Here is a 26,267-nt window from a genome sequence, read left to right on the forward strand (position 1 = left end):
CCCGTCACACCATGGGAGTGGGTTGCAAAAGAAGTCAATAGCTTAACCGCAAGGAGGGCGTTGACCACTTTGTGATTCATGACTGGGGTGAAGTCGTAACAAGGTAGCCGTAGGGGAACCTGCGGCTGGATCACCTCCTTTAAAGAGAAAAGTCGGTCAGACTAAACTTCCACACACATGACTTGAATCGGAATGCAGACACAACACGGGTCTGTAGCTCAGTTGGTTAGAGCGCACCCCTGATAAGGGTGAGGTCGGTGGTTCAACTCCACCCAGACCCACCAAGAGAATGGGGCCATAGCTCAGCTGGGAGAGCGCCTGCCTTGCACGCAGGAGGTCGGCGGTTCGATCCCGCCTGGCTCCACCAGTCAAGCCGTATAAAACCAACGTGTTGTGTATCAATTATCACCTTTGGGATTTACACAAATTCCAAAGCTGATAACGCTCTTTAACAATCAAATCAATCCTCAAAGAAAGCGAAACTCAAACCAACAAACCCTTGGGGTTATATGGTCAAGTAGAAAAGCGCACACGGTGGATGCCTTGGCGATAACAGGCGATGAAGGACGTGATAGCCTGCGAAAAGCTGCGGCGAGTTGGCAAATAAACATTGACCCGCAGATGTCCGAATGGGGAAACCCACTCCTTTGGAGTATTCTTATCTGAATCTATAGGGTAAGAAAGCAAACCTAGGGAACTGAAACATCTAAGTACCTAGAGGAAAAGAAATCAACCGAGATTCCGTCAGTAGTGGCGAGCGAAAGCGGAACAGCCCGTATGATATAGTCGTATTATGAGCAGAATGGTCTGGAAAGTCCAGCGACACAGGGTGATAGCCCCGTAGGCAAACATAAAACGATAGAACTAAGCATACATAGAGTAAGGCGGGACACGAGAAATCCTGTCTGAACATGGGGGGCCCATCCTCCAAGGCTAAATACTCGTTATCGACCGATAGTGAACCAGTACCGTGAGGGAAAGGTGAAAAGAACCCAGCGAGGGGAGTGAAATAGACCCTGAAACCGTGTGCGTACAAGCAGTGGGAGCATTTGAAGAAATGTGACTGCGTACCTTTTGTATAATGGGTCAGCGACTTACTGGCAGTGGCAAGCTTAACCATCAGGTAGGCCTAGCGAAAGCGAGTCTGAATAGGGCGTTAAGTCGCTGTCAGTAGACCCGAAACCGGGCGATCTAGCCATGAGCAGGATGAAAGTCGGGTAACACCAACTGGAGGTCCGAACCCACGTCTGTTGAAAAAGACGGGGATGACTTGTGGCTAGGAGTGAAAGGCTAATCAAGCTCGGAGATAGCTGGTTCTCCTCGAAAGCTATTTAGGTAGCGCCTTGCGTTTTACTCTCGGGGGTAGAGCACTGTTTGGGCTAGGGGGGCATCTCGCTTTACCAACCCCATGCAAACTTCGAATACCGAGAAGTACCATCGCAGGAGACACACGGCGGGTGCTAACGTCCGTCGTGAAAAGGGAAACAACCCAGACCGCCAGCTAAGGTCCCCAAATGAACGCTCAGTGGGAAACGATGTGGAAAGTCACAGACAGCCAGGAGGTTGGCTTAGAAGCAGCCACCCTTTAAAGAAAGCGTAATAGCTCACTGGTCGAGTCGGTCTGCGCGAAAGATATAACGGGGCTCAAGCGTTCTACCGAAGCTGCGGATGCCGTAAGGCATGGTAGGGGAGCGTTCTGTAAGCCTGTGAAGGTCTGCTGTGAGGCAGACTGGAGGTATCAGAAGTGCGAATGCTGACATAAGTAGCGATCATGCGGGTGAAAAACCCGCACGCCGAAAGTCCAAGGTTTCCTGCGCCACGTTAATCGACGCAGGGTGAGTCGGTCCCTAAGGCGAGGCAGATATGCGTAGCCGATGGAAAACGGGTTAATATTCCCGTACTTTACTGCACTGCGATGAGGGGACGAAGAAGGCTAAGTCAGCACGCGATTGGTTGTGCGTGTTTAAGGTGGTAGGCAGAATCAGTAGGCAAATCCGCTGATTTAATGCCGAGAACTGACGACGAGTCTCGTTTCAGAGACGAAGTGACTGATGCCCTGCTTCCAAGAAAAGCCTCTAAGCTTCAGGTGTAGTAGAACCGTACCCCAAACCGACACAGGTGGACAGGGTGAGAATCCCAAGGTGTTTGAGAGAACTCGGGTGAAGGAACTAGGCAAAATAGCACCGTAACTTCGGGAGAAGGTGTACCTTCTGGATGAACCCTGCACAGGGGAAGTCTAAGAAGGTCGCAGTGACCAGGTGGCTGCGACTGTTTATTAAAAACACAGCACTCTGCTAACACGAAAGTGGACGTATAGGGTGTGACGCCTGCCCGGTGCTGGAAGGTTAATTGATGGGGTTAGCGAAAGCGAAGCTCTTGATCGAAGCCCCAGTAAACGGCGGCCGTAACTATAACGGTCCTAAGGTAGCGAAATTCCTTGTCGGGTAAGTTCCGACCTGCACGAATGGCGTAACGATGGCCACACTGTCTCCACCCGAGACTCAGCGAAATTGAATTTGCGGTGAAGATGCCGTATACCCGCGACTAGACGGAAAGACCCCATGAACCTTTACTATAGCTTTACACTGGACTTTGAACCGACTTGTGTAGGATAGGTGGGAGGCTGTGAAACACTCACGCCAGTGCGTGCGGAGCCAACCTTGAAATACCACCCTGGTCTGTTCGGGGTTCTAACTTGATACTGTTACCCAGTATAAGGACCGTGTATGGTGGGTAGTTTGACTGGGGCGGTCTCCTCCCAAAGAGTAACGGAGGAGTGCGAAGGTACCCTCAGCGCGGTCGGAAATCGCGCATTGAGTGCAAAGGCATAAGGGTGCTTGACTGCGAGACTGACAAGTCGAGCAGGTACGAAAGTAGGTCTTAGTGATCCGGTGGTACTTCATGGAAGGGCCATCGCTCAACGGATAAAAGGTACTCTGGGGATAACAGGCTGATTCCTCCCAAGAGTTCACATCGACGGGGGAGTTTGGCACCTCGATGTCGGCTCATCACATCCTGGGGCTGTAGTCGGTCCCAAGGGTATGGCTGTTCGCCATTTAAAGTGGTACGCGAGCTGGGTTTAGAACGTCGTGAGACAGTTCGGTCCCTATCTGTCGTGGGCGTAGGAAATTTGAGAGGAGTTGCTCCTAGTACGAGAGGACCGGAGTGAACGTACCGCTGGTGTACCAGTTGTCATGCCAATGGCACTGCTGGGTAGCTATGTACGGACGGGATAACCGCTGAAAGCATCTAAGCGGGAAGCCTCCCTCAAGATGAGATTTCCCAGACGAAAGTCTCTAAAGGTTCGTTGAAGACGACGACGTAGATAGGCAGGGTGTGGACATGCAGTAATGTATGAAGCTAACCTGTACTAATCAACCGTGCGGCTTGACCATATAACACCCAAGGGTTTGTAGGGTGAGTTTCGCCTAAGTAGTAGGATTGATTTGATAAACCGATTTGCCGTTGCTCAACGAAAACGAAAATAAAAATAAAAAAGCAAGTCGTGTAAAAACCAGTTTTCTTGGCAGTCATAGCCTGTGTGAACCACCCGACCCCATCCCGAACTCGGAAGTGAAACCACAACGCGCCGATGATAGTGTGAGGCCTCCTCATGCGAAAGTAGGTTACCGCCAAGATTCCCTATTCTTTATTTTATAACCCCTGCCAATGTTCTTGACGGGGGTTTTTGTTTTGGGGAGAAATAATGGTTTTATGGTGATTCTTTTGGCTCAGTAATTAGGAGTTTTTAAAATAAACTCAACGCTGCACACAACTAAGCGAGGGTAATAAAACAATAAAACGCGCTCCTTTTCCTAATTCAGATTCACATTCGACAGTGCCATTTAATAAATGGACTAATTTTTTTACAATAAATAAACCCAAACCAGTGGCACTTTCTTCTCCCGTAGGTTGTGCGCTAAGTCGAGTGAATTTACCGAATAATTGTTGCTTATCGGCAGCCGTAAAACCTTGTCCTTGATCTTCAATCACACATTTTAAATAATCTGCTTGAGATTGCAAATAAAGAGTGACTTGAGTGTGATAAGGAGAATATTTAATCGCATTCGATAATAAATTATCTAAAATCTGATAGACTATTTTTTCATCCGCATAAACAGGATAGCCTGATTCATTCGCTAATAAGCGTAATGTAATAGATTTATGATTAGCGCGAGCTTCATAAGTGCGTATTAAATGATGGGCTAAAGGCAGCAGATTAAAAATTTTAAAATCAAAAGTCATATTTCCTGATTCAATACGATGCACATTGAGCAGGTTATTAATTAGTTCAAACATTTGTTGTGCGCTGTGTTGAACAGTCGCCAACATTTCTAAAATTTCCTCTTTTTTGAGCTGATCAAATTCTAATTCAATCGCTTCCACCAAGCCTTGAATACCTGACAATGGATTTTTTAAATCATGCGCCACAATGGCTAAAAATTCGTTTTTCTCCTGATTTAAATCCATCAATTGTTGATTCTTAATATCTAACGCTTCAGTGCGCTCTAATACTTTCTCTTCTAATTCGGCATATAAACGCGCATTATCAATGGCAATGGCCATTTGAGTGGATAATAAATTGAGTAAAGTTAAACGATTGGGGGTAAAAATGCCCATTGCTAAATTATTTTCTAAATAAAGTAACCCCGTCAATTTTCCTTGATTTAATAAAGGCGTACATAAAACAGATTTTGGTTTTTTTTCTAATAAATAAGGATCATTGGCAAAACGTGGATTATTCGCGGCATCATTTAACACTAAAGTTTGCCGCGTTCTCGCCACGTAATAAACAATGCCCGCCGCTAAAAAAGGATAATCTTTTAATGGCAATGCGGGCAAAATTTTCACTTGATTTTGTTCTGAATCTGTTTCTGCTTGCACACACCATTGACCATGACGATTTAATAATAAAAACCCCCGTTGTGCGCCTGCATTCTCCAGCGTAATTAACATCATTTTAGTTAATAAACGCTCTAACACAATTTCACTGCTAAAAACTTGTGCCGCTTTTAATACGCTGGCTAATTCCAAATCCGCAGTACTGTTCTGTAAAGTTCCATCTAAACTATTCACGGAATGAAAAGATAAGCAATTTTTTAAAAAACGCCCATAATGAGTTTCAATTTGTTTTAATTTGGCATAAGCTCCCCAGCGATTATAATGTTGAAATGCGTCGCTTAAATAATGTTGCGCCAAACGAAATAATTGTCGTTGTAAATAAAACTGCCCCGCCAATTCTTGTGCTAATGCGGCTTCGTGAATAAATTCATGCGCCAAAGCCTGTTGAATCGCCTGATCATAATATTCCCGTGCAGTGGCATATTCGCCCGCGCTTTGCGCGTATAATGCGCGAATGAGAGTGTATTTATGTTGATAATTCATGGGGGCTTGCTGGCTATAAGGCAGTAGTTTTTTTTGATTTTTAATGACTTTAGCTAAATAAGGCTTTTGTTCTTTAGGCGACAGGGTTAATGCAGTCAGTAATTGACTCAGCGAATCGTAAAAATAAAAAGTGGGAATTAATACCGAACCAATAACCGCATTTAAATGCGTTTCTGCTTGTGCGGCATTATTTAAGGCTTCCCCTTTATGATGCAGAAAACAAGATAAAACTAATTTTTGCAAATAAACTTGAAATATTAACCCACGTGCGCCTGCTTTTTCATGCTCAATTAATAATTGCTTTTCTTGATAATATTGACCTTCTAAATGAATCAACGCCTCACAAGTATGATTCTCTCTATTGAGCAAGTTAGATACCGTTTGTAAATATAAACGATTAACGTGTAAGTGGGTGTGTTGTTTTAACTGTATTTGCAGATTAATTTCGCTTTTAATTTCTTGTTCTAATTGATTCAATTCATAGCCCGCAAAAAAAGCGTGCATCATCCATGTACTTGAAGATACCATCGCATATTCAAAATTACCCGTATCTAAACCACTTTGTTGGGCTTCTTTTAATGGCAATAAAGTATCATGTAAAGATTGTTTATAATGCGCAATAACGCCATAGACAATCTGCAACACTCTGGATTTTAAAATGGCATAAGGTTGTTGGGCTTGTAATTTAAGGGCTAATTGACCGAAACGATAACCTGATTCAACCTGTTGTTGTTCACATAATAAATAACCGTAACTGGCATAAGCAGGAATCGATTCTGGCGCATTGCCGTAAGCAATGGATAAACGCACCCGTTTACACGTAATTAAGGGTAATAGATTAGGTGAAACCGCATAAATCGGTGGACTAATGCTGAGTAATAAACGCATGGCCGCTTGTTTTTCTAAATCCAGCATGGGCGGTAAATGGGCTAATTCATCAATCGGCCGTCCCATTAAAGCCAAACGGGTTAAAGCAATTTCAAATAATTGTGATAATTTTCTAGGATTTTTCTTAAAACGAATACCTAATTTAGCCAATACCGACAAACCTAAATTAACGGCTTGCTGTAAATTATTTTGGGCTTTATACATTTGAATTTTAACTTCATAAGCCCGTACTTGATCTAATAAACAATCGGTATGTTTTAAAATCGTTTCGGTTAATTCTATGGTATTTGCAAAATCGCCCCTTAAACAAAACGTTTCAGCCGCCACAATATGCAATTCCAACACGAGCGAATAACACCGCTGCCACGCTTGAGAACCCAATAAACCTAAACCTAAATTTAAATAACGCGATGCCGATTCATAAGCCGCTGACATTAAAGCGCGTCGCCCTGCGGCTAAATTAAAACGCGCTAATTGGTCTAAATAATCTTGAGAATAATTTTTTAATTCTCCCGCATTCAGTTGATTGACAATATCAAATAAACGCGGAGATTGTTCGGGTTGTGGGGTTTGTTGTAGCCATAATTCACCAATTTTTTGATGAATTTCTCGCCGTTGATGAATTGGTAATAAATGGTAAGCCGCTTGTTGAATGCGTTCGTGAGAAAAACGATAAAGATGTGTTAATGAACCTTCTAATGAAGCTGAGTGAATTCCATCTAAACTGGACAGGTGATTAAATTCTAAAGGTAAAATTAATTGTCTTGAAATTGGCTCTGCCAGTAACTTAGCAATCTCTTTAATGCTTAATTGAGACACGTCCGCTAATATGGTTAATTCAAATTGATAGCCAATACAAGCCGATAATTGTAAAATAAATTGGGTTTCTTGATCTAATTTTTGAATATCTTGCGTTAATAAAGCCACCACATTATCGGTCATATCTTGGGCGTAAATGCGCTCAATATCCCATTCCCAATGACGCTGTATGGGATCGAAAGTAATTAATTTCTCTGCATGTAGACTTTTTAAGAATTGTGCAATAAAAAAAGGATTGCCATAAGTTTTATTTAAAATCAATTCTGCCAATTCATCCACTTGATGTGGATTGCAATGTAAAATATCTGCAATATATTGACACACTTGGTTTTTGGATAATGGCTGTAAAGAAATGGTATTGATCGTAATAGAAGATTCCCGCAAAGCGGTTAAAGTTTGCGTTAAAGATTGCGGTGCAGTAATCTCATAATCTCGATAAGCAGTAATCACTAATAAATAATTCACCTGAGTCAATAATGCGGTCAATAAAGATAAACTGGCACTGTCCGCTAATTGCAGATCGTCGAGGAATAAAATTAATGGCTGTTCTGCTTGAGCAAACACTTGTAATGTTTTAATCCATACCCATTGAAAACGATTAAAAGCCTCTTGCCCCGTTAAATCGGGTGCAGTTTCATTATCACTTAATTCTCCTAGGATTAATGTCAATTCTGGCACGAGATTTAAAATCACACTGATATTTTTTCCCAATGCAGCCAATAAACGTTGCCGTAATTGAGTTAATTGTTGATCATTAAGCGTCAGCAATTGTTGCACTAATTCTTTAACCGCATCAATTAAACCATAGTAAGGAATGCTGTGATGAAAACTATCAAAGCGACCACTAATGTAAAAACCTGATTTAAGCCCAATAACCTGATTAAAAACCGTTTTAACCAATGATGTTTTGCCAATACCTTCATAACCTGTAATTAAAATTAATTCATTGCGCTCATGATGTTGAATGCGGTCAATGGCTTTTAAAATCATATTAATTGCCCATTGCCGTTCATATAATTTATTCGGTAATTTGAACTTATCAGAAATGTCTTTTTTTCCTAATTTAAATTCATTAATATAACGTTGTTTTTGCCATTCTTGCTGACAGCGTAATAAATCGGCGTGCAATCCCCAAGTGCTTTGATAACGATGATCAGGAGATTTGGCTAATAATTTTATAATAATTGCGCCAATAGTTGATGGTAATTGAGCATTAACATAGCAGGGATTTGGAGCTTGACGCGCAATATGGCTGTGAATTAATTCTAAAGGGTCTTGGTGATTAAAAGGCAATTGCCCTGTAAATAATTCAAATAAAGTCACTCCTAAAGAATAAAAATCAGTACGATAATCTAAAGATAAATTAATGCGTCCCGTTTGTTCTGGCGATAAATAGGCTAATGTGCCTTCTAAAGATTGGCTGTTTTTTAAACTGGGAGCTTCTCGCGGTAATAAGCTGGCTATGGCTAAATCGGTTAGCTTTATTATTCCTGTGTCTCGATTGTAAATAATATTTTGACTGTTAATGTTTTTATGAATCACATTGGCTTCGTGCAGCGTTGCAATGGCCTCTGTGAGTTGCAATGCGAGGGTTAAATTTTCGCTTAAACTGAATAAATTTTTATTAATATGTTCTTTTAAAGACATCCCACCAATGTCTTCTAAAATCATTATCCATTGCGCATCTAAAGTGATTAATGCCTCGGCATAAATCACCGCTTTTAAACCCAACTGATGCGCTAATTGGTAAGCGTGTTGAAAACGAGAAATTTCTAAAGAACTGGGATATTTTTCCCGTAATTGTTTCAAAATAACAGGCTGTTGATCGGCATGACGCAAGGCACGATAAACACAAGTCTTATCGCTTTGATAAATACATTCAATCACGTCATAACCAGAAAGCTGTAACATGGAAATCTCTCGTTTTAAATTTAAATTCTGCATAGCATAACGCAAAAATGGCGCACGTCGATCAATGCTGTACTAAGCAATACAAAAAGAAAGGCAAAAAATAATAGCCAACATTGTAAAAGTTAATAAATGTTTTCTTAAAAATTAAATCTGTTTATAATAGGCCTTCTATTCGTTTACAATAACGGTTTTGAAAGACAAAGAAAACAACCACACCAAAGGAGTCCACTGTCATGGCTGATTACCAAAGCCTATACCAACTGTCGCTCGAAAATCCCCACCAATTTTGGCAAGAAGCCAGTCAAGCCATTGATTGGTATGAAAAACCTACAAAAATCCTTGATGATTCTCGCCCGCCATTTTACCGTTGGTTTGCCGATGGCGTGCTGAATACTTGTTATAATGCGTTGGATCGCCACGTACAACAAGGACGTGCCGACCAAGCCGCTTTGATCTACGACAGTCCTGTTACGAATACGGTAAAAACCTTTTCTTATCGGGAATTGTTGGCGATGGTTGCGGATTTTGCGGGGGCTTTAGTCGCGCAAGGGGTGCAAAAAGGGGATCGTGTCATTGTTTACATGCCAATGGTGCCAGAAGCCGTTATAGCGATGTTGGCGTGTGCGCGGATTGGGGCGATTCATTCGGTGGTTTTTGGTGGATTTGCTGCCAGAGAGCTGGCCACGCGCATTAATGATGCTTGTCCTAAATTGATTGTTTCAGCGTCTTGTGGTTTGGAAGGGCAGCGCGTTATTCCTTATAAGCCGTTGTTAGACGATGCCATTGCACAAGCCACGCATCAACCCGAAAAATGTATTATTTTACAACGCCCACAACTGACAGCCGACTTGATCGCTGGGCGTGACATCACTTGGCAAGAAGCGGTGCAAGGTGTAACACCTGCGGAATGTGTTCCCGTTGCCGCCACCGATCCTTTGTATATTTTGTACACTTCGGGTACGACGGGAATTCCTAAAGGTGTTGTACGTGACAATGGCGGACATGCCGTTGCCATGATGTGGTCTATGCGTTATGTTTACAATATGCAACCCGGCGAAGTCTATTGGGCGGCTTCTGATGTGGGCTGGGTTGTGGGACACTCGTATATTGTTTACGCCCCATTGTTGTACGGATGCACCACGATATTGTACGAAGGTAAACCCGTTGGTACACCCGATCCCGGTGCGTTTTGGCGTGTGATTGCACAACATCAGGTTAATGTATTATTTACTGCGCCCACCGCATTTCGCGCCATTAAAAAAGAAGACCCGCAAGGTTCTTTTTTAGAAAAGTATAATTTACCTTCATTTCGTACTTTATTTTTAGCCGGCGAACGTTGCGATCCAGATACTTTATTTTGGGCGCAAAATTTGTTAAAAGTTCCTGTGATTGATCATTGGTGGCAAACTGAAACAGGGTGGGCTATTGCTGCGAATTGTTTGGGCATTGAAGCCAAACCCGTTAAAGCGGGTTCTCCGACCACGCCTGTTCCCGGTTTTAATGTGCAGTGTTTGGATGAAAATGGTGAAGAAATCAAAGATGATCGCATTGGTAGCATTATGATCAAATTGCCGATGCCGCCGGGGTGTTTAATGACACTGTGGAATAATGATGAGCGTTTTGTGTCATCTTATTTAAGTGCTTATGAGGGTTATTATTTAACGGGCGATGCGGGCTATAAAGACAGCGAGAATTATTTGTTTATTATGAGCCGTATTGATGACATTATTAATGTCGCTGGACATCGTTTATCTACGGGCGGAATGGAAGAGGTATTGGCTTCACATCCTGATGTGGCCGAATGTGCGGTGATTGGTGTGGCGGATCAGTTGAAGGGGGAAATTCCTTTGGGGATGGTCGTCCTCAAAGCGGGCGTACAACGTTCTGATGCTGAAATTGTCAAGGAATTGGTGCAGATGGTGCGCGATAAAATTGGTCCGGTGGCTTCGTTTAAGGTGGCAACGGTGGTTAAACGCCTGCCTAAAACGCGCTCTGGCAAGATTTTACGCGGCACCATGAAGAAAATCGCTGAAGGACAAACGTATCGTATGCCTGCAACGATTGATGATCCGACGATTTTAGATGAAATCGAGACTTCTTTAGAAAAACTCGGTTACGCCGCGAAAGCCACGGCTTCGTCGTAATTTTTCCGTAAAAGTAGAGGCGCAAATTGACGCGTCTCTACTTAAAAAAGAAATCTCAAACCATTACATCAACGATCTAAATAATAAAGCCAACGGATCAACCGCTAAAATCACCAATAATTGCAAAGTTAGAACAGCAATCAGAGGAGAAAAATCAAACCCATTCAAAGGCTTAACTATATTGCGTATGGGATTTAATAACGGACGATTTAAGCGATGCAAAAATTCGCTGATCGGATTTTGACGATAACCATCATCAGGCGCAATAAAACTTAAAATCGCCTGAATAATAATCGAAAATATATAAAAATAAATAAAGAAGTAGATAATATTAATGACAGACAAAAAGATTAAACCCAATAAACTTAACTTTTGCCCATACAACCAAAATGTCAGCAGTAATTTAATAAATTCTGACAGGAATATTAACAACAAGGTAGCAAGATCAATATTCTTAACTCTAGGAATAAACGAATATAAATAAACTAAAGGAATTCGCGTTAATTTTATCACCAATAATGCGGGTGGACTGCGCATAGAATCCTGGCTGAATACCAGTAAAAATCGCAACACCAACAACAGGATATATAAACCAAATCCCGCATTAATTAAAAAAATCAACGCATTAATGATTGGATTCATTGCTTTTCTCCGAGTTGTTCAGCCAGCGTGATAGAACGCTGTTGTGCGGCGTGTAAGGCTTGGTGTAATAAGGCACTTAATCCACCTTGTTGTAAAACCGCAATCGCTTGTTCTGTCGTGCCACCGGGAGAAGTCACTCGCGCCCGCAAAGTGGCTGCATTATCCGCGCTTTCCAATGCCATTTTAGCTGCGCCAAATGCCGTTTGTAGCGTCAACAGACGCGCCGTCTCTTGCGATAAGCCCAAATCGACCCCGACCTGTTCTAACAATTCCATGAACAGGAAAAAATACGCAGGCCCACTGCCAGATAACGCCGTCACCGCATCCATTTGCGCCTCCGAATCCAACCACACGGTTAAACCGACCGCACGTAAAATGGCCTCCGCCGTAGCGCGCTGCTCCGCGCTGGTGTGAACATTGGCAAACAACGCCGCCGCACCACTGCCTACCAATGATGGTGTATTTGGCATAACCCGCACTAAAGGCGCATTTGCAATACCTAACCATTGCGTCAGCGAATCCAAGCGAATCCCTGCGGCCACACTGATGATCAAAGGGCAAGTGTGTGTTTCATTGATGGGTAATGATTCAGTTAAGTGTTTGATGGCGTTCGCCATTTGCTGTGGTTTTACCGCCAATACCACCACCTCGCTGCGCAGAGCATGGGTGTAATCGGTATGGCAATTGATGGGAAATTGGGCTGCCAGCGGATTGCTTTCTGTATCAATCACTTGCAACGAACGTGCAGGCGTTCCCGTCGCCAATAATCCACCAATGAGACTACTGGCCATATTGCCGCCACCAATAAAAGTAATATTTTTATAATCCATTGTTGTGTCAACACTCCTAAAGATAAAAACCCAATTTTTACCAACTGGCAAAAACTCGCGTCACAAAATGTTCTAAATGTTCAAATAAAACATGAGGTTGCTCTTCACACATCCAATGTCCACATTTGGCAATCGTGCCGCCGTGAACGTTTTCTGCCACTTGTCGCATGGCATGGAACGTATGATCGCCTAAACCAAATTCTCCCCCCAATGCCAGCACCGGCATGATTAAACGGGCTTGTTTTTCTGGCAAGGGCTGACGCTGCATTTCCGCAAATAAAGTGCGAAAATACATCAAACCGGCACGCAAAGCCCCCGGTGCCGTATAGCGAGTCACGTATTCATTGATCGCTGCTGGAGGAATTGCCTCCGGATTATAAGCATAACGACGAAATAACCAAGTAAAATACGCTTGTTCTCGCCCATGCAACAGCAATTCCGGTAAATCAGGAATACATAAAAAATTTAAATGCCACCAATCCGCCGGCGTTTTAAAATCCAACGGGCGCGCCAATTCCAAACCCGGTAACAACGTTTCTAATACCACCAAACCACGTACTTCATGTGGATATTGTGCCGCATACGCATAAGCAACCACTGCACCAAAATCATGGCCAACTAATACGGGTTGATCCAGTTGTAAATGTTTGGTGAGTGCGTAAATATCACTGGCAAGTGTTTGTTTATCATAGCCTGTTAGCGGTTTATCGGAATCACCAATGCCACGCAAATCAGGCGCAATCACCCGGTATTTGCGGGCTAAAAGGGGAATTAACTCGCGCCAACTGTACCACGTTTGCGGCCAGCCATGTAATAGGATCAAAGGATCGCCTTGTCCCGCACTCACGTAATGTAAACGAATGTGATTTAAATACAGTTGGTGATGATGTAAAGGAGTCATGGTGGATGCCTTCATGATTTTTATAGAATAATCTGGCGTATTATTTGCCTTGCTGTCCGTGGGCTGGCGACATTTTTTATGCGGGGATTAAATAAAGTAGGAACTGAAATGAGCTTGCAAATGCTGACTTACAATTTTCAGCGTGTTTTGAATATTGTAGGGATGGTTGCGTTTAAAAATCACCTAACCCAGCGAATTGCGGCATAAAAGGGAAGAAAATCCCTTTTTTTGCCTTGAAATGCTCTAAATATCGTGATTTTGAACTTTTTTACAATATTAAACTCATGGCTAAGGTGATTCTTTTACAACCTCAAGCCTCTTGGGAACGAAATCAAGCGGCTTTTAACTACAACGGCGTTTTTTCGGGCAACGGCACAATTAATACGGGAATAGTCGATAATTGGGTCACTTTACGCGCTGTAGAACCAATTAAAAACTCAGTCACCACCGAATAACTGTGTGTTCCCATGACAATTAAATCCGCATTAATTTGACGGCTATAGTTGACAATGGTTTGCGCACTGTGTCCATCTAATACGGCAATATCCGCAATCAGATGGCTCTCTTCCCATGACATGTTCAATTCTTCTAAACAAAATGCCGCTAAACGTTGTTGCATTTTTTCCCGCACTTCTTCCAACGCATTTTGGTGCAGTTTTTCCGCCGTTTCGCGGGGTAAATAAGCCTCCAATAAAGCCGCGCCTGTTGTTCCCAAAGGCTCTAAGGTGTGCAGCATACTGATCTGCGCCCCATAACATTGCGCTAAACTGATCGCATAACGAAACACTGAACGAGTATTTTCACCCAAATCAGTGGCATATAAAATTCGTTTCAATTGTGGCAACATCACTTATTCCTCTCACCAATCCTGATTTTTTAAATCAAAGTAATACTTAAAAATAGCCCTGTGTTTGACCGACTAACCCGCGGTTTATCGATTTTGTCCATTATGCGCTTCTATCGCTTTGAAACAAGGTCTTTGCAATCTTTTTCATAAGCATTATGATAAGCCCTTCTCGCTAGGGTTGTCCGCTTTGGATGGCCGTCATTCACTCGCTTGTCCCTGTATACGGGGCAACACCAAAGAAAATTAGGAGGCAAAATGATTCATCTCAAAAAATGGTGGCTGGGTTTCACCGTCTTGAGTGCATTGAGTTTGACCGCGTTTAGCAATGCGGCTGAAATCGACAAAACGGGCTGGCCAAAATCAGTCAAAGTCGGCACCGCCTCACAAGGCGGCACTTACTTTATTTACGGCGCAGGCTGGGCTGGTTTGATGCAAGAAACGCTCGGAGTCAACAGCAGCGCAGAAGTCACCGGCGGTCCTACTCAAAATATGGCCTTGGTTCAAACGGGTGATTTACAATTGGCGATGGTCACGATGGGGCCTGCTTATGATTCGTGGGTGGGCGAGAGCGAATTGGCACCGGGGGTGGAGATGAAAGATGTCCGCGCCTTATTTCCCATGTATAAAACGCCTTTCCAAGCGATTGCTTTAAAAAGTTCTGGTATTGCACGAGTAGAAGATTTAGCCGGTAAAAAAGTCGGCTTTGGCCCGCGGGGGGGAACGGCTGGCGGTAATATTCCACGCTGGTTGAAAACTTTGGGTATCGAAGTACAAGAACAATACGGTGGTGCCAGCGATTTAGCGGGACAATTGCAAGATGGTTTGTTAGATGCGTTTTTCTTTGCCGCGGGCGTGCCGATTTCTGCGTTTAGCCAAGTGGAAGCACAAACGCCGGTGAATTTATTTTCGTTCAGTGATGAACAAATCACCAAATTGTTAGCGGAATATCCGTCAATTAGTCCTTTTGTGATTCCCGGTGGCACGTATCAATCTTATCCCGACGATCAAAATACAGTAGCCATGTGGAATTTCACTGTCGCACACAAAGATTTACCCGAATCGTTTATTTATGAAGTCATGAAACTGGTGTTAGACGACAATAATCGTATGATACAAGTGCATAAAGCGGCCGAAGAAACCAAAGCCGAAAATTGGGAAAGTAACACTTTTATGTACTTCCATCCGGGTGCTGTTAAATATTATCGGGAAAAAGGCTTTGATATTCCCTCAAACTTGATCCCACCTGAAGTCAAAGGATAAGTGAGAGATTAACATGTCCACTACCGCAGAGTCCCCCGCCGATCCCGCACAAAGCCGTATTATTGCCCAAGGTGTTGATGAAGAAGCCAGCGCGTCGAATGAACGTGGTTTAATGGGTTGGCAATATCATTTGGTTTTTGTGGCGTGTGTGGTTTTTACCCTATTCCATTTAATTGTGTTGAATGTCGCGCCATTGGAAACATGGGCTTTTCGCATTATTCATGTGGCTTTTGGTTTGGCGATTGGTTATGCCATTACCAGTGCATTGAGTTTGCATTTATTTCAACCGCTCACCACATTAACTCCCTCACAATATACTTCATTAGTTGCCGAACGTGTTTTTTTAACCGTGGCGACGGTGGCAGGTTTTTTGGCGTTTAGTGCGGTGTTATATGCGTTTTTTTTGCGCTATGGATTAGACGTTAAAAATCCACCCAATTGGTTATTCCAATATTATGGTTATTTACTGGTGACATCGGCATTGATTGCGATTGTCGTGCCGTGGGTATTTCGGACGCGGGGTCATGATATTGTGTGGTCAGATTGGTTATTGATTTTGGCGTGCATGACTGTTGCGCTTTATCTATTATTTAATCTGAAAGCCTTACAATTTCGTGCCGGTGTCATGCCAACTCAAGCTGATTTTTGGACGGCGTTGGTGGGCGTGTTATTGATTTTGGAATTAACCCGACGAGTGGCGGGTTTGGCTTTGGTGATTATTTCCGCTATTTTTATTGTTTATGCGTTTGTGGGGCCTTATTTGCCGGGGTTTTTATACCATTCGGGGTATGGGATGGAGCGATTTTTTACTTATCTTTATACGGATAATGGTATTTTAGGCGCGACCACAGCGGTGTCTTCGACTTATATCGTGTTATTTATTGCTTTTGCGGCGTTTTTGCAGGCTTCCAAAGTGGGGGATTATTTTGTTAATTTTGCTTTTGCGGTGGCTGGGAAAGCGCAGGGGGGACCGGCTAAAGTGGCCGTTTTTGCCAGCGGTTTAATGGGGATGATTAATGGCACTTCGGCCGGTAATGTGGTGGCTACGGGGTCATTAACCATTCCCTTAATGAAACGAGTGGGCTACCGTCCACAAAGTGCTGCCGCAATTGAAGCCGCTGCTTCTACTGGCGGGCAGATTATGCCGCCAATTATGGGGGCGGGGGCATTTATTATGGCTGAGGTGACGGGGATTCCTTATACTGAATTAATTGTTGCCGCATTAATCCCTGCATTATTGTATTTTTTATCCATTTATTTCATGGTGGATTTAGAAGCGCGTCGTTCTAATATGCGGCCGATGTCTAAAGATGAATTACCGATTTTAGCCGAGTTGATTAAGCAGGTTTATTTATTTATTCCAATTATTATTTTAATTGGGGCTTTATTCATGGGTTATTCGGTGATTCGTGCGGGAACGTTGGCTTTGGCCAGTGCGGTGGTGGTCAGTTGGATCAGCCCTAATAAAATGGGTTTGCGTAGCATGTTAGGGGCTTTGAATTCAGCGGCGCGGATGTCGATACAACTGATTGCGGTGTGTGCGTGTGCGGGGATTATTGTGGGGGTGATTGGTTTAACGGGCGTGGGTTTACGTTTTTCTTCTATGTTGTTACAAGTGGCTGCGACCAGTCAATTGTTGGCATTGATTTTTGCGATGGGCATTTCAATGTTATTAGGCATGGGAATGCCGACCACGGCGGCTTATGCGGTGGCGGCGGCAGTGGTGGCACCGGGCTTGATTCAGTTGGGAATTAGTCCATTAATTGCCCATTTCTTTGTGTTTTATTATGCGGTGATTTCGGCCATTACTCCGCCAGTGGCGTTGGCTGCTTATGCAGGCGCGGCTATCGCGGGTTCAGAACCGATGCGGACTTCTATTACTGCATTTAAATTGGGTATTGCGGCGTTTATTATTCCGTTTATGTTCTTCTACAGTCCTGGTTTATTGATGGAAGATACATGGATTGTGGTGGCACGTAATGTGGTCACTGCGGTGATGGGAGTATTTTTCTTGGCGGCTGCGGTGCAAGGTTGGTTTTTAGGACATGCTAATACCCTATTGCGCTTGCTGTTATTGGTGGCGGCGTTGTGTATGATTTCTGGAGATTGGATCACTGATGTGATTGGCATTGTTCTCGCTGCTATAGGTTGGGGATTGCAACGGATTGCACCAAAAAATCCCCCTGCTGGACAGCCTTCTTGAGTGTTGTCCATTAAGCATTTATCTCTTGCCTGAATCAGAATGCTCACGTTTTAAATGAAAAAGTTTTGATTCAGGCTCTTTATTGGAGAAATAAAATGGGATTGTTTGATAAATTAAAAAACTTCATGGGAAATGCCGATACGCCGCAAACTCATCACGCTACTGATGAGATAGAGCCTTATTCTCCAGAGGCTTTGGACAGTCCGCCTTATCGTTTTGTCGAAGCACTACACGCAGCGCGTCAAGGACAAGTGGCAAAAATTCAAGATTATCTTCAATTTAATGCGCATTATGCGTTGTGTAAAAATTGGGATGATTGCATGCTGCTACACGAAGCGGCTGCAAGCGCACAGACCGAAGTATTAAAACAATTATTAAATGCAGGAAGTCCTGTTAATGCCTTGTATAAAGGCAACACGCCTTTGCATTTATTAATTGAAGCCGATGAAACGGTGAATAAATCTAATGCCAGTGAATTAATAGAAAACCGTAAACAACGCCGTATGGCTGCTTTGGTTTTAATTGAACGCGGAGCCGATTTACAAGCGACAAATGAAGCGGGAGAAAATCCATTGCATTTAGCAGCGCGTTTGGGATTAAGTGAATTAGTGGATTTATTATTAAATAAAGGCGTTGATGTTAATTCTACTATTGATTCGGATAAACCAAACGCGGGACGAACCGCATTATTATTGGTGGCGCGTTATAACAAAGATAAACGGACTTTTAAACGTCTATTAGATCAAGGTGCAGACCCCAATCGACAAGATCAGGAACCCGGTTTTGCCGCGTTGCATTATTTGGCCAGTTATCGCGCCACGAATCAAAATATCCAGAATATTAAAGAAAGTGACTTAAAAGAATTAACCCAATTATTAATTCAACATCACGCCAATTTAAATCTGCCCACGCTAGATAAACAGGCTTATACGCCGTTGCATTTAGCCATTATTCATCATCATTTGGAGATGGTGACGGCGTTGGTTGATGCGGGTGCGAATTTGCACGCACAAGATGCTAAGGGATTAATGCCATTAGGCATTGCGGCGCGTCGTGGGGAGGTGGAATTGGTCAAATATTTATTAGATAAAGGAACGGATTTATATCGTTCGCGGGCTTTATTTCATGCGGCTTCTTGCACGGATTCTTCGGCGGTGATGGAATATTTATTTGAACGCGGAATTGATATTAATATGCCTGATCCGCAAGGTTATACGCCTATTTTCTCGGCTATTTCTGCTTATTCTTTAAAAAATGTTAAATTGCTGATGGAAAAAGGCATCGATATTAAACAGCATTCGCCGCGAGGTTTAACCGTATTAGAACATGCTTTTGCGTGTTGGGGAGCGGTAGAGGATGTGTCTGGAGAAGAAATTCCTCCCGAACGCAAACAACAAGCCGATAATGCCCGTGATATTATTCAATTATTGGGTGGCTTTGATACGCCACAACGGAATCGTTATATTTAATGCCCATTCCACTGATTGCTTTACAGAATCTTCATTATCATTATCCCACAGGAAAATCCGTATTAACAGGAGTCAATTTAAACCTTTTTTCTGGCGAAAGAATTGCGATTGTGGGCGATAATGGCAGTGGCAAAACGACTTTATTGCATTTACTATTGGGTTTATTATTTCCCATACGGGGAGACATTTATATTTTTGGAGAAAAGCGACAAACCGAAGCCGATTTTTCTCCCATTCGCACGCGATTGGGTTTATTATTCCAAGATGCGGATGATCAATTGTTCTGTCCTACTGTTGCTGAAGATGTCGCCTTCGGCCCCTTAAATCAGGGCAAAACCGCCCATGAAGCCAGCGTGTTGACCCGTGAAGTTTTACAAAAACTGGGATTATCAGAATACGAAAATCGCTTGACTCATGAATTATCCGGCGGAGAAAAGCGTTTAGTGGCTTTGGCAACGGTGTTGGCGATGCAGCCAGATGTATTACTTTTAGACGAGCCGACAACGGGCTTGGACGTTCATGCACGCCAACGACTACGACAAGAACTTAACGATTTGTCGCACGCGATGATTATTGTGTCTCACGATGAGGCGTTTTTATCGCAACTGTCCGTGCAATATTATGAATTAAAAGAAGGCGTGTTGCAGAAACGCGAGTGTTAGAACACGCGACGCATCAGCACAAAAGCCAAGCCGATAAAGAGAATAGGTGGCAGTAAGGCACTGATAAACGGAGGAAAATGATAGACTAAACCCATATTCGCCGCGGCTTGATTCAACATGTGAAAACCAATCCCCAACAAAGCCCCCACCATAATGCGCTGCCCCACAGTCACACTGCGCAGTGAACCAAATACAAATGGAATTGCCAATAAAATCATGGTGATACTCACCAAAGGATAAGACAAACGCTGCCACAACGCCAATTCATAACGTTGCGTTTGTTGACCACTATGGCGCAAATAAGTAATATACGAATACAATCCTACGCTAGATAATTTATTCGGACGAATCACCACCATGCGCACCAAATCAGGGTTTAATAAGGCTGTCCACGCCAAATGCGGTAAAAATTCCCGTTGTACACCTGTCTCAGTGAATACATTGCGGGTGACTTCATGCAATACCCATTGCTCATTTTCATAATACGCCGTGCGCGCCCGAATGAGCATTTCAGGCTGCAAAGTGTCGGCTTGTAAACGATACAAACTGATGTCACTGAACCCACCATCAGGCAAAATAGCCCGAATATTAATAAAATCCGCCCCATCTCGCGCCCAAAAACCATAACGAGTTTGAAACACCATCCGATCTTGATCCGATTGCGCCAACGACCGCATCACTCGCGCTTGCTGCTCACCATAAGGGGCTAATGTTTCACCCATAAGCATGGCGAATAAAGTCAATAATAAACCCACTTTTAACACCGAAAAAGCAATTCTAGTTATTGACATTCCCGATGCGCGCATCACGGTTAATTCGCTGTTATTCGCCAATGTGCCTAACGCAATTAAACTGCCTAATAATGCAGAAGTGGGAAATAATTCATAAATCTGCAATGGCACTTGCCATAACACATAAGAAATCGCTTGTTGTAAACCATAACTTGCTTTGCCAATATCATCGACTTCTTCAATAAAAGAAAAAAACGTAAATAATCCCACCAATACCAGCAAAACAATGAAAATCCCCTCCATCACATGGCGAGCAATATAGCGATCTAAAAGGGTCAACATAAACAGTGGCTCAAGGTAAATATTTCAGTTAATCACGAGCCGCTACCATTAAATCCCGCATTTCTCGCACCGCAGCGGCAAATCCCACGAATAAAGAATGGGCAACAATGGCATGTCCAATATTTAATTCACATATTTCTGGAATAGCGGCAATATCAGTGACGTTATGATAATGCAAACCATGCCCCGCATTGACTTGTAAACCCAATTGATGGGCGTAAGCGGAGGCTTGGCGCAATTGTTCGCGTTCGGCTTGTCGTTGCGATTCGGTGAGGGCATCGGCATAGCGTCCCGTGTGTAATTCAATAACAGGTGCGCCCACTTGTTTTGCGGCATCAATTTGCTCAATCATGGGGTCGATAAACAAGGATACACGAATATCTACCGCCGCCAAACGCGCCACCGCGGCTTGAATTCGCGCATAATGCCCGATGACATCCAATCCGCCTTCTGTGGTTAATTCTTCTCTTTTTTCAGGCACTAAACAGCAATCAGAGGGACGAATTTCTTCTGCCAAATTCAACATTTCCTCTGTCACACCCATTTCTAAATTTAAACGAGTTTGTAACAGTTTTTTTGCCAAACGGACATCTTTATCTTGAATGTGGCGACGATCTTCGCGTAAGTGCATCGTGATCAGATCAGCCCCAGATTGTTCAGCCAATAAGGCAATATGCAAAGGTTCAGGATAACGTGTTTTTCTCACTTCGCGCAAGGTGGCAACATGGTCAATATTTACGCCTAATCGGATGGGGATTTTCATGGGGTGAATGGCCTTTATTACTGTTTAACAAACTGATTAAAATAATCATCTATTTCTGGTTTAAGAACCATGCCTGCTAATTCAAAACAATGAAGTAAATCATTAAAAGTATCTGTCCCTCCTAAATAATCCCAAAATTCTTCAGCCACTTTCAACTCATGGGTATCATCTAGCATTCCTTTTAATGTCCAACGTTGATAAGGCTCTGGATAATAAGGATTATAAGGGATAGCAACGTAAGAATGTACAGTCACATTGGGACGTTCAGCTAAAATGATAGCAATCCATTCTAATAACGTTCTTTTAAAATCTTTAAAATTACTTTGATTTGGTTTTGCGGTTTTCAGATCAAATAAATGAATTTCATTATTTTTTGTTTCTAAGTATAAGTCTACCTTTACTGTTTTTAATTTCTGCATATTTCCTTGTTGACATACTTTTCTTATTCTTGCTATTTCATCTTCTTTGTTCGGATTTTTTCCTGTAGAAAGCTCATTAATAATGTGCTGAATTTCTCTCTGTGCTAATTCACTGATTTTATTTCCTACCACAAATTGTTGGTGAGTTTGTTTAAAGTTGGAATTAGCCTGTGATAAGGCCACTGTAACAGGTTCAAAAATGCTACTGCCAAAAGTGGTATTAAGCGAATGAATAAAAGAAAATAAAGCCATCCTGTCCTTTCCCAGTAAAGCATGATGAAAAGGCATATAATTGGTTTCTGGTTTATAGTTTTTAAATTTATTGCGCAAACAAGTTTTAATCACTTCTTGAATGCAATTTTTTTGCTCGTCACTGAGAGCCATTTAAATTGCCTTTAAATGAAAAATGATTTCGGAATAAGCCCCTTTGTCTTTTTCAGTGCGATTTAATACAGGTCGTTTGTATTGATTGACAATTTGCATTTCTGCTATTTGGGCAATTTGTGGATATAAATTAAATTTGTCATTGGCGACTAAGAAAATGTCATAATCATCTGCTAAAAATCGCTTGCTATTATTCAGTACATTAGCAATGCCTTGTGCGTAGGCTTGCTGGGCTTGTTTCGTTTGTTTTTTCGACATTGCGCCGATTTCTTGCTCATCTTTACGCTCAAAACCAAATAAATCATAAGCGTAAGCGTGTTGTTCATGGTAGTCAATCAGCCCCACATAAGGCGGACTGGAAAAAATACCTTTAATTTTTTGTTGCTGCGCCAATTGGAAAAAATGAGGATGTTTTTTTTCTAGTTCAGAAAATAAATCAATATTTTCAGAATTACCATTCAGGCAATATTGAAAAGTAGACGTGCGCAAGGTAGAGAATTGGGCAAAACGTTGTAAAGTATCTTTACAATATCTTTCCCACCATGACACAATAGAAAATAGAGGCTTGCAAATCTTGCCATGTTTAGCACAATAATAAGTGGTAGAAACAGGCTCTAATAAAGTGGCTAAATCGGCATGAGTGGTGGCTCTACAACTGCGAAGAGTGCGACTTAAAATAATGGTTAATACTTTTTTCGTCAGGCGATTTTGTACTTTTTTGATTTGTTCAAACACAAAATCAATTTCATCACGAACAGGTTGCAAATACCATTTATCTAAAAAACGTTCTTGGGTATTTTGAGTGATTTTTAAATTATATTTAATGAGAAGCTCATTAAATTTTTCTAATACCACTTTTTCGTGAAATTCTGCGTAAGTTTTTTCATCAATTTCTTTTTTTCTTACTTTAAGTTTAAACTCAGGAGAAGGAAAATATTTTCTGTCATATTCACTCAAAAAATAAGACAGTTCATTTTCAAATTGGATATGTGCAGAATGGGCAACAAATGTTTTTAATAATTGCGTTATTTTCTTAATTTCACAATGAAGGTCTGTTAAATCGACTTGAGCCACTTTTACATTGGAAATTAAGCTATTAAAAGCTGAAATATCAACACCAATGGCATGAATACCCAACTCACTTGCTTGCACTAAGGTTGTTCCACTGCCGCAAAAAGGATCGAGTACAATATCGCCTTTTTTAAAAAAAACTTGGGTTTTAAATTCATCGGTTTGCTCATCTAAAAAATAAGCCACCAATTGGGGAATAAATTTACCCTTATAAGGATGCAAACGATGCACATGTTTGGTGGTCTCGGCTTCTTTCAGATGCTCAAAACTTAATGCCCAATTTAAATCCTGACCTAATTTAGATTTCCAGTCAATTTCTCGATTACCATAATAAGAATTATAATAATTAATTAACTCTTGTTTTGCGATAAAAACTGCACCGTGATGCTCATTTTTATGTATTCTTCCATAGTTAATTAAGTAAGAAATATTAGACGTGGTGACATTTTTCTTGGTATATTCACTGGCAAATTCAGCCGCTTGTTTAAGCGTTAATAATTCCTCAGTTTCTAGCATTGTGTTCATGATGTGCTTTTGAATCTAAAAAAATAAGGCCACGCCAATTATAAGCGGTAGTCAGAAACAGGGGAAGAGAAAAACAGGACAGGCAACAAAAAACGATTGGCGTCCCCTAGGGGGTTCGAACCCCTGTTACCGCCGTGAAAGGGCGATGTCCTAGGCCACTAGACGAAGGGGACTTATTTGTGTATCAAGCGCGGGGCATGATGCGTGAGGTTTTGCGAATTCGGACACTTCTAATAGATTACAGGCAATACGCCAAGAGAAGTGGTGGAGCTAGGCGGGATCGAACCGCCGACCTCTACAATGCCATTGTAGCGCTCTCCCAGCTGAGCTATAGCCCCGAATTGCTTAAAGCGAATATCACCAGTTTAACTTTTGCACACTGTTTTTGAGCCATTCGGAAAGATTCAAAAAGGGCGTGAATTGCGTCCCCTAGGGGATTCGAACCCCTGTTACCGCCGTGAAAGGGCGATGTCCTAGGCCCCTAGACGAAGGGGACATAACTGGTTGCTTGTGCGTTTTAGGCACTTAACGCGATAAAGTGGACATTATAGGCTGTCATTGATGTTAATGCAAGCCTTTTTCGTCAATCCGTGAAAAATTTTGCGGGCTATTTGCCAATCAACCCATCCAATAGCGGTGTGAATAAGAGAATACCAACAATACTCCCCGCCCCCAACAACATCCCCCCCGCCGCACCCAGCATAATCCAGCGAAAACGACTACCAATCTGGGCTTGAAAGGCTTCCAAACGTTCTTGTTCTACCTTTTGTTGCGCCCGCGCTGCGTCACGCTGAATACGCAACACTTCAGTATCGCGCTCGGCTTGTTTACGGATAACTTCTAATTGGGTTTTGAACTCTTGTTGTTCGATTTCGGTTTTTTTCATCAAGCGTTCAAGTTGAGATTGCAGATTTTCATTTAAACTTTCTCGCTCTAATAAACTGCCTTCAACTTGATTTTTAAGGCGTTTTAATTCCAGTTTAGCTTGAGAAAGATGGTTAATTTGTTCTCTGGCTTGTTGCTGTTCTTGCTCAATTTGTGCGATGCGAGCTTCTAAGGCGACCTTTTCCGCTTCGGCTTGTAACATTTCGGGAGCGAGACCATTCTTTGGCTCTTGCAAACGGGTGAGGGTTTGCTGCATCGCCTTGATTTGCTTGGCTAAATTTTCTGCGGCATTGGCGGCTGTTTCTGAATTTTTAGCTTCGGCTTTAAGATCGTTGTAATAACGGACTAATTTCTGAACTTCATTTTTTGCATCAGCCAGAGTGGACATAACAATAACCCAAAAATGTAGTGTTCTATAACACGGGATAATAAGGCAATATTATACTGCGCTATTATCCCATTTAAAACTAAAAAACTAATCGTGATGACGCAAATGAGACCAAATTTTGCCCATCCACGACCGCTGCGACCATGAGCCTTGTAAGCCACGGTCAAGCAAAAAGGGGCCATATTTTTTGTCATCGCCCAAAATCTGAACTTCATTTTTTGCATCAGCCAGAGTGGACATAACAATAACCCAAAAATGTAGTGTTCTATAACACGGGATAATAAGGCAATATTATACTGCGCTATTATCCCATTTAAAACTAAAAAACTAATCGTGATGACGCAAATGAGACCAAATTTTGCCCATCCACGACCGCTGCGACCATGAGCCTTGTAAGCCACGGTCAAGCAAAAAGGGGCCATATTTTTTGTCATCGCCCAAAATATGATACGTCAACCAATGACGCAGAAAATGCAACACTTCCATGCTAATGGCATCTTGGTCAATTTTTAATTTCGCTTGTAATTCAATCACTTGATGCGTTAGTTCTTCGTGGTGTTTTTTGTGCAGGTCATATTCAGGATAGTCAAAAATGCGCATCAGGCTCTCTTCTACCGCAAAATGGATTACGGTGTATTGCGCCAATTCATTTAAAATGCCGTTGATCACCTGCTTGTCCTGCCCCATGATGATACCTTCGTGCATACGGTTAAGCAAGCTAACCAAAATTTTATGCTGCTCATCAATCTCTTGAATACCAACACTCAGTTCTTCTGTCCATTCGACTAGGTTTTTCAT

The 26,267-nt window shown here is 42.4% G+C and carries 16 protein-coding genes, 5 tRNA genes, 3 rRNA genes and 1 pseudogene; 10 read left to right on the forward strand and 15 right to left on the reverse strand.

Annotated features, from left to right (window positions below; translation table 11 throughout):
• The 5 genes from TPSD3_RS12140 to rrf form a co-directional block, all read left to right on the forward strand.
• Positions 1–141 (forward strand): 16S ribosomal RNA (locus TPSD3_RS12140); the annotation flags it as partial.
• Positions 142–207: 66 nt separating this feature from the next.
• A tRNA-Ile gene (locus TPSD3_RS12145) sits at positions 208–284 on the forward strand.
• Positions 285–291: 7 nt separating this feature from the next.
• Positions 292–367 (forward strand) — tRNA-Ala (locus TPSD3_RS12150).
• A 144-nt stretch (positions 368–511) separates the two neighbouring features.
• Positions 512–3,395: ribosomal RNA gene (locus tag TPSD3_RS12155) — 23S ribosomal RNA — on the forward strand.
• Between the two features lie 127 nt (positions 3,396–3,522).
• A 5S ribosomal RNA gene (rrf, locus tag TPSD3_RS12160) occupies positions 3,523–3,638 on the forward strand.
• 121 nt (positions 3,639–3,759) lie between these two features.
• Here the strand turns inward: rrf and TPSD3_RS12165 are convergent.
• On the reverse strand, positions 3,760–9,003 hold the full coding sequence (locus TPSD3_RS12165; protein ID WP_176329863.1) for an ATP-binding sensor histidine kinase: 5,244 nt from the start codon (positions 9,001–9,003) through the stop codon (positions 3,760–3,762).
• Positions 9,004–9,233: 230 nt separating this feature from the next.
• On the opposite strand from TPSD3_RS12165, the pseudogene TPSD3_RS12170 reads away from it, so the two are divergent.
• Positions 9,234–11,147: pseudogene (locus TPSD3_RS12170) on the forward strand (propionyl-CoA synthetase); the annotation flags it as partial.
• A gap of 63 nt (positions 11,148–11,210) precedes the next feature.
• On the opposite strand, the gene TPSD3_RS12175 reads toward TPSD3_RS12170, so the two are convergent.
• The 4 genes from TPSD3_RS12175 to TPSD3_RS12190 all read right to left on the reverse strand — a co-directional run bounded on the left by TPSD3_RS12175 (position 11,211) and on the right by TPSD3_RS12190 (position 14,367).
• The gene (locus TPSD3_RS12175) at positions 11,211–11,789 is read right to left on the reverse strand and encodes a YggT family protein (protein ID WP_086488818.1); all 579 of its coding nucleotides are present in this window, start codon (positions 11,787–11,789) and stop codon (positions 11,211–11,213) included.
• The gene (gene proC, locus TPSD3_RS12180) at positions 11,786–12,619 is read right to left on the reverse strand and encodes a pyrroline-5-carboxylate reductase (protein WP_086488819.1); all 834 of its coding nucleotides are present in this window, start codon (positions 12,617–12,619) and stop codon (positions 11,786–11,788) included. Before proC ends, TPSD3_RS12175 begins: the two co-directional genes overlap by 4 nt.
• Before the next feature lie 37 nt (positions 12,620–12,656).
• A complete protein-coding gene (locus TPSD3_RS12185; protein WP_086488820.1) occupies positions 12,657–13,520 on the reverse strand; it encodes an alpha/beta fold hydrolase in 864 nt (287 codons plus the stop codon).
• 346 nt (positions 13,521–13,866) lie between these two features.
• On the reverse strand, positions 13,867–14,367 hold the full coding sequence (locus TPSD3_RS12190; RefSeq protein ID WP_086488821.1) for a universal stress protein: 501 nt from the start codon (positions 14,365–14,367) through the stop codon (positions 13,867–13,869).
• Positions 14,368–14,622: 255 nt separating this feature from the next.
• On the opposite strand from TPSD3_RS12190, the gene TPSD3_RS12195 reads away from it, so the two are divergent.
• The 4 genes from TPSD3_RS12195 (at position 14,623) to TPSD3_RS12210 (ending at position 19,961) form a co-directional block, all read left to right on the forward strand.
• Entirely contained in the window at positions 14,623–15,627 is a 1,005-nt protein-coding gene (locus tag TPSD3_RS12195) for a TAXI family TRAP transporter solute-binding subunit (RefSeq protein WP_086488822.1), read from the forward strand.
• 13 nt (positions 15,628–15,640) lie between these two features.
• Positions 15,641–17,830: a TRAP transporter permease gene (locus tag TPSD3_RS12200; RefSeq protein ID WP_086488823.1), complete on the forward strand. Its 2,190-nt coding sequence runs from the start codon at positions 15,641–15,643 to the stop codon at positions 17,828–17,830.
• 95 nt (positions 17,831–17,925) lie between these two features.
• Positions 17,926–19,299 (forward strand): ankyrin repeat domain-containing protein, encoded by a 1,374-nt coding sequence (locus TPSD3_RS12205; protein WP_086488824.1) that lies wholly within the window; start codon positions 17,926–17,928, stop codon positions 19,297–19,299.
• Positions 19,299–19,961 carry an energy-coupling factor ABC transporter ATP-binding protein gene (locus tag TPSD3_RS12210; protein ID WP_086488825.1) on the forward strand — a complete coding sequence of 221 codons (663 nt, stop codon included), beginning with the start codon at positions 19,299–19,301 and terminating at the stop codon, positions 19,959–19,961. Before TPSD3_RS12205 ends, TPSD3_RS12210 begins: the two co-directional genes overlap by 1 nt.
• Here TPSD3_RS12210 and lptG read toward each other — a convergent pair.
• The 10 genes from lptG to TPSD3_RS12255 all read right to left on the reverse strand — a co-directional run bounded on the left by lptG (position 19,958) and on the right by TPSD3_RS12255 (position 26,267).
• A complete protein-coding gene (gene lptG / locus TPSD3_RS12215; protein WP_086488826.1) occupies positions 19,958–21,034 on the reverse strand; it encodes an LPS export ABC transporter permease LptG in 1,077 nt (358 codons plus the stop codon). The two genes, TPSD3_RS12210 and lptG, sit on opposite strands and share 4 nt — an antisense overlap.
• Positions 21,035–21,062: 28 nt before the next feature.
• Positions 21,063–21,791 (reverse strand): pyridoxine 5'-phosphate synthase, encoded by a 729-nt coding sequence (pdxJ, locus tag TPSD3_RS12220; protein WP_425353092.1) that lies wholly within the window; start codon positions 21,789–21,791, stop codon positions 21,063–21,065.
• 23 nt (positions 21,792–21,814) lie between these two features.
• The gene (locus TPSD3_RS12225) at positions 21,815–22,600 is read right to left on the reverse strand and encodes a TdeIII family type II restriction endonuclease (RefSeq protein WP_086488828.1); all 786 of its coding nucleotides are present in this window, start codon (positions 22,598–22,600) and stop codon (positions 21,815–21,817) included.
• A complete protein-coding gene (locus TPSD3_RS12230; protein ID WP_217884459.1) occupies positions 22,601–24,196 on the reverse strand; it encodes a DNA methyltransferase in 1,596 nt (531 codons plus the stop codon).
• A 97-nt stretch (positions 24,197–24,293) separates the two neighbouring features.
• Positions 24,294–24,369, reverse strand: a tRNA-Glu gene (locus TPSD3_RS12235).
• An 89-nt stretch (positions 24,370–24,458) separates the two neighbouring features.
• Positions 24,459–24,534, reverse strand: a tRNA-Ala gene (locus tag TPSD3_RS12240).
• Positions 24,535–24,619: 85 nt separating this feature from the next.
• Positions 24,620–24,692 (reverse strand) — tRNA-Glu (locus TPSD3_RS12245).
• Between the two features lie 111 nt (positions 24,693–24,803).
• The gene (locus TPSD3_RS12250; RefSeq protein WP_086488829.1) at positions 24,804–25,469 is read right to left on the reverse strand and encodes a hypothetical protein; all 666 of its coding nucleotides are present in this window, start codon (positions 25,467–25,469) and stop codon (positions 24,804–24,806) included.
• A gap of 87 nt (positions 25,470–25,556) precedes the next feature.
• Positions 25,557–25,709 (reverse strand): hypothetical protein, encoded by a 153-nt coding sequence (locus tag TPSD3_RS17610; RefSeq protein ID WP_176329864.1) that lies wholly within the window; start codon positions 25,707–25,709, stop codon positions 25,557–25,559.
• Positions 25,710–25,796: 87 nt separating this feature from the next.
• A complete protein-coding gene (locus TPSD3_RS12255) occupies positions 25,797–26,267 on the reverse strand; it encodes a bacteriohemerythrin (RefSeq protein WP_086488830.1) in 471 nt (156 codons plus the stop codon).

It is taken from the genome of Thioflexithrix psekupsensis (assembly GCF_002149925.1).
Taxonomy (GTDB): domain Bacteria; phylum Pseudomonadota; class Gammaproteobacteria; order Beggiatoales; family Beggiatoaceae; genus Thioflexithrix; species Thioflexithrix psekupsensis.